This window comes from uncultured Caballeronia sp. (assembly GCF_964243625.1).
Taxonomy (GTDB): domain Bacteria; phylum Pseudomonadota; class Gammaproteobacteria; order Burkholderiales; family Burkholderiaceae; genus Caballeronia.
In genome coordinates this window covers 1-9,647 of the sequence record NZ_CAXTGZ010000203.1, presented here as the reverse complement: position 1 = coordinate 9,647, position 9,647 = coordinate 1, and the positions used below count along the sequence as shown (strand labels likewise).

11 protein-coding genes and 1 pseudogene are annotated in these 9,647 nt (G+C 58.9%); 7 read left to right on the top strand and 5 right to left on the bottom strand.

The genetic code is table 11. From position 1 onward, the window contains the following. Positions 1–151 (bottom strand): annotated as a pseudogene (locus ACFFAR_RS15475) (tRNA threonylcarbamoyladenosine dehydratase); the annotation flags it as partial. Between the two features lie 298 nt (positions 152–449). Here ACFFAR_RS15475 and pdxH point away from each other — a divergent pair. The 3 genes from pdxH to ACFFAR_RS15460 all read left to right on the top strand — a co-directional run bounded on the left by pdxH (position 450) and on the right by ACFFAR_RS15460 (position 3,698). Beyond that, on the top strand, positions 450–1,106 hold the full coding sequence (pdxH, locus tag ACFFAR_RS15470) for a pyridoxamine 5'-phosphate oxidase (RefSeq protein ID WP_174364951.1): 657 nt from the start codon (positions 450–452) through the stop codon (positions 1,104–1,106). 244 nt (positions 1,107–1,350) lie between these two features. Then, positions 1,351–2,565, top strand: coding sequence for a cyclopropane-fatty-acyl-phospholipid synthase family protein (locus ACFFAR_RS15465; RefSeq protein WP_086381039.1), 1,215 nt, complete (start codon positions 1,351–1,353; stop codon positions 2,563–2,565). A 77-nt stretch (positions 2,566–2,642) separates the two neighbouring features. Then, positions 2,643–3,698 carry a DUF72 domain-containing protein gene (locus tag ACFFAR_RS15460; protein ID WP_375508084.1) on the top strand — a complete coding sequence of 352 codons (1,056 nt, stop codon included), beginning with the start codon at positions 2,643–2,645 and terminating at the stop codon, positions 3,696–3,698. 53 nt (positions 3,699–3,751) lie between these two features. Here ACFFAR_RS15460 and msrA read toward each other — a convergent pair whose 3' ends face one another. After that, positions 3,752–4,312, bottom strand: coding sequence for a peptide-methionine (S)-S-oxide reductase MsrA (gene msrA, locus ACFFAR_RS15455; protein WP_062000974.1), 561 nt, complete (start codon positions 4,310–4,312; stop codon positions 3,752–3,754). Between the two features lie 203 nt (positions 4,313–4,515). On the opposite strand from msrA, the gene ACFFAR_RS15450 reads away from it, so the two are divergent. Then, a complete protein-coding gene (locus ACFFAR_RS15450; protein WP_075360025.1) occupies positions 4,516–5,025 on the top strand; it encodes a flavin reductase family protein in 510 nt (169 codons plus the stop codon). A 15-nt stretch (positions 5,026–5,040) separates the two neighbouring features. On the opposite strand, the gene ACFFAR_RS15445 is transcribed toward ACFFAR_RS15450, so the two are convergent. Continuing rightward, positions 5,041–5,529 carry an Lrp/AsnC family transcriptional regulator gene (locus ACFFAR_RS15445; RefSeq protein WP_062000227.1) on the bottom strand — a complete coding sequence of 163 codons (489 nt, stop codon included), beginning with the start codon at positions 5,527–5,529 and terminating at the stop codon, positions 5,041–5,043. Positions 5,530–5,623: 94 nt separating this feature from the next. After that, complete coding sequence (locus tag ACFFAR_RS15440) at positions 5,624–6,430, bottom strand: IclR family transcriptional regulator (RefSeq protein WP_375508083.1); 807 nt, start codon at positions 6,428–6,430, stop codon at positions 5,624–5,626. Positions 6,431–6,529: 99 nt separating this feature from the next. Here ACFFAR_RS15440 and ACFFAR_RS15435 point away from each other — a divergent pair, with 99 nt between their 5' ends. Then, the gene (locus tag ACFFAR_RS15435; protein ID WP_174365726.1) at positions 6,530–7,720 is read left to right on the top strand and encodes an acyl-CoA dehydrogenase family protein; all 1,191 of its coding nucleotides are present in this window, start codon (positions 6,530–6,532) and stop codon (positions 7,718–7,720) included. Between the two features lie 94 nt (positions 7,721–7,814). Here ACFFAR_RS15435 and ACFFAR_RS15430 read toward each other — a convergent pair whose 3' ends face one another. Then, on the bottom strand, positions 7,815–8,453 hold the full coding sequence (locus ACFFAR_RS15430) for a peroxiredoxin (RefSeq protein ID WP_375508082.1): 639 nt from the start codon (positions 8,451–8,453) through the stop codon (positions 7,815–7,817). Between the two features lie 412 nt (positions 8,454–8,865). Between ACFFAR_RS15430 and ACFFAR_RS15425 the strand changes: the two genes are divergently transcribed. Both ACFFAR_RS15425 and ACFFAR_RS15420 read left to right on the top strand, forming a co-directional pair. Beyond that, positions 8,866–9,168: a YqjD family protein gene (locus tag ACFFAR_RS15425; RefSeq protein ID WP_056355014.1), complete on the top strand. Its 303-nt coding sequence runs from the start codon at positions 8,866–8,868 to the stop codon at positions 9,166–9,168. A 222-nt stretch (positions 9,169–9,390) separates the two neighbouring features. Beyond that, a partial coding sequence (locus ACFFAR_RS15420) for a phage holin family protein (protein WP_375508081.1) occupies positions 9,391–9,647 on the top strand: 257 nt, incomplete at its 3' end.

Below are 9,647 nucleotides of genomic sequence, written 5' to 3'. Positions count from 1 at the left end.
CCGCCACATGCGCATGTTCGAACGCAGCAAGCCCCGCCGGGCCGTACAAGCGCGCCACGCCGCCGAAGCGCCGGGCGCGATCGGGCGCTTCAAACTCCGGCGTCGCGGGGGTAATATTTGAAGCATCGACAGAAGCGGAAATGGCGGTCATAAACGTTTAACGGGCAGGGACACAAGCAAGGAGGCAGAACTGACGCGCTATCACAACGATAGAAGCACATATGAGCAGGAATTCACCGAATTGCGTATTCTGCCTTATCGAAGATTGGACGTCGGATACCAGCCTCCAGTTTTCTGAAAGCAGAATGAAAATAATCGCTCAGGTCACGTCAAATCCTGTTGCACGGCTTCATGACCTGACTCAATAAAGGTCGTGGAAGCATTAACCGTAAAGCGCACGATTTGCAGACCTTGGCTATACTAATGCGATTGAAGTGCTTGCATAAAAAATGACTACCCTCGCTGACCTTCGAAAGAATTATTCCGTCGGATCGCTGGACACATCCGACGTGGATCCGAATCCCATTCGGCAATTCGAAAGCTGGTTTGCGCAAGCGCAGGACGCACAACTCCCCGAACCCAACACCATGACGCTTGCCACCGTCGACGAACACGGCCGGCCATCGGCGCGTATCGTGCTCATCAAGGGCGTCGACGATCGCGGGTTCGTGTTCTTCACCAACTACCTCAGCCGCAAAGGCCACGAGCTCGCCGGCAACGCCGCCGCGAGCCTGCTGTTTTACTGGATCGAACTCGAGCGCCAGGTGCGCGTCGAGGGCTCCGTCGTCAAGACAAGTCCGGAAGAAAGCGACGCATACTTCGCGTCGCGCCCGCTTGGATCGCGAATAGGCGCGTGGGCGTCGGAGCAAAGTGAAGTGATCGAAAGCCGCGCGGTGCTCGAAGCCCGCGAGCGCGATCTGATCGCAAAATACGGTGACAACCCGCCGCGCCCTCCCCATTGGGGCGGCTACCGGCTCGTTCCCGACACTATCGAATTCTGGCAGGGCCGCCCTTCACGGTTGCACGACCGTGTCGTCTATAAACGTGATGCACGCGAGCAAGCGGACAACGGCCAGCAATGGCGCATCGTCCGACTATCGCCTTAGCGCCTGAAGGCGTCTTTAAGCGTGTCTTAAAGCACCTTCACCGAATTTTTGCTTCGCTTGACCGTATCAGACCTTCGCCCGGTTCAAGGTGAACCGACATGAGCGACCCGCGTTGAATCGCGTCTCGTTGCGGCGTGTCCGAACGGATATGGCGAAAGCAGAAAAACATCACCACGTGACGTACCAATGTGCAGTGCAAGCGACCCGGTTTGGCTTCAATTTCATCTGAGCGCGGAGAACAAGCATGTTTTGGGAGAAAAAGCTGACGCAGTGGGTGCAGGACATCCGGGACCGGGCCAACTTGCCCGCACGCCTTGTCCTGTGGGATGGACAGCAACATGACTTCGGAAGTTTCGCGGCGCCGCAAGTCACGTTGCACGTGAAGAGCGCGACTGCCCTGCCTTATCTGCTCGAACCGAGTCTGGACAATCTCGGTGAAGCGTATGTGAAAGGCAAGATCGACATAGAGGGCAAGCTGTCGGACATCATCAACATCGGGTACGGGCTGGCCAGGAACACGGTCACCAGCGCGGGCAAGCTTGCGCGCGTGCGGCGTTACTTCAATCATACGAAGGCGTCGGACAAGAAAGCCATTCAGTACCACTACGATGTATCAAACGAGTTCTACGCGCTCTGGCTCGACAAGAACATGGTCTACTCGTGCGCGTACTTCGAGAACGGCGACGAAGACCTCGCCACTGCGCAGATCAAAAAGATCGATCACATCCTGACCAAGATCCAGTTGCAGCCGGGCCAGCGCCTGCTCGACATTGGCTGCGGCTGGGGCGCGCTCGTCTTGCGGGCAGCGGAGAAATTCGGCGCGCAATGCGTGGGCGTCACGCTCTCGCAGAACCAGTTCGATCTCGCGACCAAGCGCGTGAAAGACGCAGGACTCGAAGACAAGATCGAGATCCGTCTGCAGGATTACCGCGACGTGCAAGGCCAGTTCGACCGGATCACGAGCGTCGGGATGTTCGAGCACGTCGGCCGCAAGAACCTGCCCGGCTACTTTGCCAAGGTGCGTGACCTGCTGGTCGACGACGGCATCGCGATGAACCACGGCATTACGTCGACCGATTACGACAGCGGCGAAACGGCGCTGGGCGGCGGCGAGTTCATCGACCGTTATGTGTTTCCGGACGGTGAGCTGCCGCATATCGGGCTGGCGCTCGAAGCGTTGCAGGAAGGCGGCCTGGAAGCGGTGGACGTGGAAAGCCTGCGCCGTCACTACGCGCGCACGCTCGACATCTGGGCGGAGAATTTCGAAGCGCACGCGGACAAGGCCAAGTCGCTCGTGGACGATGAAAAATTCCGCATCTGGCGCGTGTACCTTGCAGGATGCGCGTATGCGTTCGAAAATGACGACGTCTCGATCTACCAGATCGTCTGCCGAAAGGCCGGGCGCAGCGCGAAAACGCTGCCGTGGTCGCGCCGGTACATTTACGAAAAATCGCTCTGAGTTCAACGCCCGATTCTGCCGCTCCCCATGAACCCGCGTCCGGTGATGAACCGGACGCGGGTTTTGTCGATGTCGATCTGTTCGGTGAGGTTGTCGAGCCGGAAACTGCGCAACCTCCGAGATCGAAGCCAGCCAAAACGGCTTCTCCTCGAGCGAAATCACGCGGCGGCGTTCTGCCTGCCCTCGTCACGCCAGAACTCCACGCGCTCGCCGAACAACTTCCGGCGAAGGTTCATATCGGGACATCGACGTGGTCGTTTCCCGGCTGGCGCGACATCGTGTATGGCGACGAGTATTCGTCGGCCAAGCTTTCCCGCGATGGCCTCAACGCGCTCGGCGCGCATCCGCTGCTGCGGTGTGTATCGATAGACCGCTCGTTCTACGGGCCCTTGTCGGTCGCCGATTACGCCCGCTATGCCGGCCAGGTCCCGGCGCATTTCCGGTTTATCGTCAAGGCGCCCGCCTCGGTGACGGACGCCACCGTCCGCGGCGACAAGGGCATACCCGCAGGCGACAATCCCGCATTTCTCGACGCGGGCATCGCGATCAGTGAGTTCGTGGAGCCTTGCATTGCCGGTCTGGGCGAGAAGGCGGGCGCGCTCGTATTCCAGATTCCGCCGCTTCCGGACGCGATGATCGTCGATCCCAGCCTTTTCCTCGATCGATTGTCCGCGTTCTTGCAGGCTTTGCCGGCGCTGCCCGGCGAAAGTTGTTATGCCGTCGAGCTGCGCGACGCCATCATGTTGACGCCGCGTTTCATCCGCGTCCTGCGCGATGCCAACGTGCGCTATTGCGTCGGCATCCATGCACGCATGCCTGATCCGAGGCGTCAGGCAAAGGCGCTCGCGCTGCTCGATGAAGGTGGAATGGGTCCGCTGATCGTGCGCTGGAGCCTGCATGGCGGCTTCAAGTACGAACAGGCGAAAGCCAAGTACGAGCCGTTCGACAAACTCGTCGATGAAGACCCCGACACGCACGAAGCACTCGCCGAACTCGCCGTTCGATACGCACTCGCGGGCCAGCCTGTGGTGATTGCGGTGAACAACAAGGCCGAGGGATCGGCGCCGCTGACCTGCTTCAAGATCGCGCGCAACCTCGTTGCCGCGCTGCCGATCTGGCTTGGAAAAAAATAAAGCGGGCTTCAGTTTCCCGAAGGCCGCCTGATCTTGCTATGCGCCGGCAGTCATCAACGCTTGAGCCTGCTGGCAAATTTCTGCCTGAACTTCGCTACCTTCGGCGCCACCACGAACGCGCAATATCCCTGGTTCGGATGCTGTTCGAAGTAGTTCTGGTGATAGTCTTCGGCCGGATAATAGTTGCCGTTCAGCGGCGTTACTTCGGTCACGATCTTGCCGTCGAAGATGCCGCCCTTCTGCAGTTCATCGATCACACCCAGCGCGATTTTCCGTTGTTCTTCGGAGTGCGTGAAAATGCTCGACCGGTACTGCGTGCCAACGTCATTTCCCTGACGGTTGAGCTGGGTCGGATCGTGCGTCGCGAAGAAAATCTCCAGCACTTCCTTGTATCCGATAACAGCAGGATCGAAGTCGACCTTGATGACTTCGGCATGCCCGGTCGTGCCGTCGCACACTTGTTCGTACGATGGGTCCTTCACCTGCCCGCCGGCGTAACCCGACTCCACCGACACCACCCCTTCCACGCCCAAAAACACCGCTTCCGTACACCAAAAACACCCGCCGCCGATGGTGGCGGTTTCGCGTTTCGCCTGCTCGTCATGTTGCGTCATGCTGGCTCCTGGTTCGTGTTCCGCAGTCACCCAAATGCGTGCGGAACCCCTTTGAATCAACCCTGCCAGCTTACTGGTTTTCGTGTATCCATGCTGCCCGTGAGACTTATGACGCGGCGGCTTCATTATTAGCGGCGTAGTCGATTCCGATAGAATCGCAACAACTGCAATCCTCCGATGACATCGAAACCGAACCATCCTCAATGAAACGCGCTAATCCGCCGAATTTCGATGCAACCGCTTTTCGAGACGCACTGAGTCAGTTCGCGACCGGCGTCACCGTCATCACGACGCGCGCCGCGTCCGGCCAGTTGATCGGCATCACGGCCAGCTCGTTCAATTCCGTCTCGCTCGATCCGCCGCTCGTGCTGTGGAGCCTCGCGACGAAGTCGGCATCCATGCCCGTTTTCCAGGCCAACAGTCACTACGTGGTCAACGTGCTCGCCGCGACGCAAGTCGATCTGTGCAAGCGCTTTGCGACGGTCAAGGGCGACCGTTTCGCAGGGGTATCGCACGCGGCCGGGGACACAGGCATGCCCGTGCTCGATGGCGCGCTCGCCTGGTTCGAATGCCACAACCGCAGCCGCTATCAGGAAGGCGACCACGTGATCTTCGTGGGCCAGGTCGAACGATGCGGCGTGCACGAAAACGCAGCGGAACTAGCCCCTCTGGTATTCCAGGCGGGGCAATTCCATACGATCGGGTCGTTGTAAAACGCGTTGCGAAGCTCAGTTCGTGCGATCGATCAGCGCGACCGGTACGCCGGCTTCGTCCTTCATGGTCTGAAGCACGATATTCGAGCGAATGTCGATCACGCCCGGCGCCTTGTAGAGCTTGCTCAGAATAAAGTCTGAGTAATGTTTCAGGTTATGTGCGAGGACGCGAAGCACGTAATGCGTGTCGCCCGTCACCACGAACGCGCCGACCACTTCCGGCCATTCGCGCACCGCAGCCGCAAATTTCTCGTGCCAGTTTTCCTGGTCATTGCGCATGGACACGTGAACAAACGCCTCCAGTTCCACGCCAAGCCGTTCCCGGTCCAGACATGCGCGATAACTCGCGATCACCCCTTCTTCCTCGAGCAACCGCATGCGGCGCAAGCACGCCGATGGCGATAGCGAAATCCGTTCGGCCAAATCGAGGTTGCTGATCCGCCCATCTTCCTGCAATACCGACAAAATACGGCAATCCGTTGCGTCGAGCGAGAACCCTGTCATTTTTTAGTCTCCCTGCGGCTGTTTCATCGAATTATGTTCTAAGAGCGGCCCCTTTGGGAGGTTTTTTCTAAATCACGTTTCGAGGATTCGGACCTTAAACCAGCCGCGCCGCCAGTGCGCGGAGCTTTGGGCCGATGACATCTCGAAAATAAATTTCATCCATCGACGATGCGGGACCGCTGCTGCTCAGCACCAGCCAGCGACCGTTGCGGAGATCGCGTACGGGTGCGGCGATCGCATTTACATCGGCGTGCCAGTCACGAAACGAATAGCAACAGCCATCGCGAGCGTAGTCGGAGATCGCATCCCGGGCGGCTTTCACCAATCGCGCGCCGTCTTCGCCGTTTTTCTGCGCCGTTGCGCCAAGTTCGTCCAGCAATGCGGCTTGCAGGTCCGGTTCCTGCACGGCGAGATACGCGCGGCCCATGGAACTGGTGAGCATCGAAAGGCGCGATCCGGGCGCGAGACCGAGCGTGAGCGCAGTCTCGCTGCGGATCGTTTCCAGATAGATCATATCGAGTCCATCGCGGCAACCGAGCGATACCGCCGCCCCAATCTCCCGCGCCAGCACGCGCATGTGCGGCCGCGCCAGTTCGAGCGCGTCCGCGCCGGCGAGTAATGCAAAGCCGAGCGACAGCACGCCTGTATCAAGCGCGTACTTGCCGGCGGGTTCATCGAAGCGCAGGTAGCCGAGCGTTGTTAGCGTATAGGCAAGACGATTGACGGTTGCCTTGGGAAGCCCCGTCCGTTCGACGAAATCGCGATTTCCCAGCAAGGTTTCGCCCGGACGGAACGCCCGGAGCAATTCCAGGCCGCGAGCAAGCGCCACGACAAAACGGCGTTCATCGACTCCATCCAATGAACCCGGTGGATCGGTTATCCCGATGGAACTCGTAGGCATCGGATGCTAGACTCGGTCATTAATTTGCAAAACATTGTTCCGCTTAGCGGAACATCAGTCAAGTCCAAAAACTTGGAATCATAGGAACAGGAGAACACCATGGCCGATGCCGCCCGTTTCAGTTGGGAAGATCCGTTGCTGCTCGACCAGCAACTAAGCGACGAAGAACGCATGATCCGCGATGCCGCGCACGCCTACGCGCAGGACAAGCTGCAGCCGCGCGTGCTCGAAGCGTTCCGCAATGAACGCACGGACGTCGAGATCTTTCGTGAAATGGGCGAACTCGGCTTGCTCGGCCCGACCATCCCCGAACAATATGGCGGCCCAGGGCTGAACTACGTCAGCTACGGCCTGATCGCACGCGAAGTGGAACGCGTGGATTCGGGCTACCGGTCGATGATGTCCGTGCAGTCATCGCTGGTCATGGTGCCGATCAACGAATTCGGCACCGACGCGCAAAAGCAAAAGTACCTCCCGAAGCTGGCGACCGGCGAATGGATCGGCTGCTTTGGCCTGACCGAGCCGAACGCGGGCTCCGATCCGGCCAGCATGACCACGCGGGCCAAAAAGGTGGATGGCGGCTTTTCGCTGTCGGGCCAGAAGATGTGGATATCGAATTCGCCTATCGCCGATGTCTTCGTGGTCTGGGCGAAGCTCGAAGAAGACGGACGCGACCAGATTCGCGGGTTCATCCTGGAGAAGGGCTGGAAGGGACTCACCGCGCCCGCGATACACGGCAAGGTCGGTCTGCGGGCATCGATAACCGGGGAAATCGTGATGGACGAAGTCTTCGTGCCGGAAGAAAACCTGATGCCGAACGTGAGCGGGCTCAAGGGACCGTTCACGTGCCTGAACTCGGCGCGCTACGGGATCGCGTGGGGCGCGCTCGGTGCGGCCGAAGCCTGCTGGCACATGGCGCGGCAATACACGCTGGATCGCAAGCAGTTCGGGCGTCCGCTCGCTGCGAACCAGCTCGTCCAGAAAAAACTTGCGGATATGCAGACCGAAATCACGCTGGGGCTTCAAGGCGTGCTGCGCCTCGGCCGCATGAAAGACGAAGGCACGGCGGCGGTCGAGATCACCTCGATCATGAAGCGCAATTCGTGCGGGAAAGCGCTGGACATTGCGCGTCTTGCGCGTGACATGCTCGGCGGCAACGGCATTTCGGACGAGTTCGGCGTGGCGCGCCATCTGGTGAATCTCGAAGTGGTGAACACGTACGAAGGCACGCACGATATCCACGCGCTGATTCTGGGCCGCGCGCAAACCGGGATCCAGGCGTTTTTCTGACACCGGCAGCCCGGAAAGGCCATGTAAAAAGCCAACGCCTTTTCAGGCGTTGGCTTTTTATGACTCGTTTTCAACCTGTATTTCGGCAACCAAGTTATTTGTTCGGCTGCGGCGTCAGACGCAGATACGGGCGCACAGCCTTGTATCCCTTCGGGAACTTGCGCTTGATTTCCTCTTCGTCCTTCAGCGACGGCACGATCACCACGTCGTCGCCCTGCTTCCAGTTGCCGGGCGTAGCCACCTGATGGCTGTCCGTCAGTTGCAGTGAATCGATTACGCGCAGGATTTCATCGAAATTGCGGCCCGTGCTCGCCGGATACGTGATCGTCAAACGCACCTTCTTCTGCGGATCGATGACAAACAACGACCGTACGGTCAGCGTGGCATTCGCGTTCGGATGAATCATGTCGTACAGCTCGGACACTTTCCGGTCACCATCGGCGAGGATCGGGAAACCGACGTTGGCTGCCTGTGTTTCGTTAATGTCCTTGATCCACTCCTTGTGCGATTCCACGTTGTCCACCGACAATGCGATCGCCTTCACATTGCGTTTTTCGAAGTCGCCGGCCAGCTTCGCGGTCAGGCCAAGTTCGGTCGTGCAAACCGGCGTGAAGTCGGCCGGATGCGAAAACAGCACGCCCCAGCTATTGCCCAGCCACTCGTGAAACTTGATGCGGCCGACGCTGGAGTCCTGTTCGAAGTCGGGCGCTGTATCGCCAAGGCGCAAGCTCATGGTGTATCTCCTGAAGTTGGTAGACCGCGATTCTTCTCTTCGCGGCGAAGCTGCAAGTCTGCATTAGCCGGGCCGCTCGTTAAATGAACGAGGCGGTCCGAACAAAAAATTAAAGCATACGTTACTAGACCTGCACAACGAACGAACATTCCGTCAGATCGTCATGCAGTTTTGTAATTTTTCGAGGCATGGCAGAAACATTGGCGGGACGGACGTTGCGGATTTCTCGTAGCTGAAGGATTCGATCTTCTGCTGAGACAGGCCGGAATGGTAGCCCCAAGGCGTTCATGGTCCACGTTTGCATGCATCGGGAACAAAAACTGCAAGCCATGAGTTTCGGGGCCGGATGGACGCTGGTCACCCACCGCTTCTTTGGTACGATTGGCGTAGCCTCACCCGTTTGGAGCCATCAATGTCAGAAATCAATAAGGAGCGATTCATGTCGGATATCAAAACCGTTCTCGCAGACGCCGAAGACCTGTTGAAGCAGGCCGCGAGTGCAACTGGCGAGCGTGCATCCGAGCTGCGCGAGACCGCTCTGACCCGCTTGAAGCAAGCGAAGGAAAAGGCCGCAGATGCGCAGGTCGTGGTCATCGAAAAAGGCAAGAAGGCCGCACGTGCAACTGACGACTTCGTGCACGAACGTCCTTGGGCATCCATTGGGATTGCCGGGGGCATTGGTGTGGTCATCGGCTTGCTGATAAATCGCCGTTAATCGGTTTAATCGCCGTTGTATCGCGGTTTCGTTGTTATGCCGGTTCGCCGCGTAGTTGGCTCTCCCGCTGCTCACGCGAGCGGACCCGGCCCGAACATTGCCTTACAAGCCAGGAGCAGCCGCAGGTTTTTGCCAGCGACTCGCTCGACAGACCGGCTGGATGCTCATCAATCCGCCCGGACATTTTTGCGCCCAAAATAACGCGCTCTTCGCGCTCAAGCCATGACGACAGAAAGGCAATATCAGCACGATACGCAAGGGCCGTTGCGCCGCATTGTCACTTCCGTGTTCGCCATATTCGAAACTCGCCTGGAGCTGATCGGCATCGAGCTCGCGGAAGAAAAGGAGCGGCTGATCGGCGTACTGTTCCTCGGTCTTGCCGCCATGATGCTCACCATGATGGCACTCATCACGCTCACGGTGCTGGTCGCGATCGCGTTCTGGGACACCTACCGGTGGCAATCGCTCGCGGGGATCAC

What these genes read in the sequence shown, in the direction of transcription:
- pdxH (WP_174364951.1), top strand. Translation starts at nt 450, where the DNA reads ATGACTACCCTCGCTGACCTTCGAAAGAATTATTCCGTCGGATCGCTG.
- ACFFAR_RS15465 (WP_086381039.1), top strand. Translation starts at nt 1,351, where the DNA reads ATGTTTTGGGAGAAAAAGCTGACGCAGTGGGTGCAGGACATCCGGGAC.
- msrA (WP_062000974.1), bottom strand. Translation starts at nt 4,312, where the DNA reads ATGACGCAACATGACGAGCAGGCGAAACGCGAAACCGCCACCATCGGC.
- ACFFAR_RS15450 (WP_075360025.1), top strand. Translation starts at nt 4,516, where the DNA reads ATGAAACGCGCTAATCCGCCGAATTTCGATGCAACCGCTTTTCGAGAC.
- ACFFAR_RS15445 (WP_062000227.1), bottom strand. Translation starts at nt 5,529, where the DNA reads ATGACAGGGTTCTCGCTCGACGCAACGGATTGCCGTATTTTGTCGGTA.
- ACFFAR_RS15440 (WP_375508083.1), bottom strand. Translation starts at nt 6,430, where the DNA reads ATGCCTACGAGTTCCATCGGGATAACCGATCCACCGGGTTCATTGGAT.
- ACFFAR_RS15435 (WP_174365726.1), top strand. Translation starts at nt 6,530, where the DNA reads ATGGCCGATGCCGCCCGTTTCAGTTGGGAAGATCCGTTGCTGCTCGAC.
- ACFFAR_RS15430 (WP_375508082.1), bottom strand. Translation starts at nt 8,453, where the DNA reads ATGAGCTTGCGCCTTGGCGATACAGCGCCCGACTTCGAACAGGACTCC.
- ACFFAR_RS15425 (WP_056355014.1), top strand. Translation starts at nt 8,866, where the DNA reads ATGTCAGAAATCAATAAGGAGCGATTCATGTCGGATATCAAAACCGTT.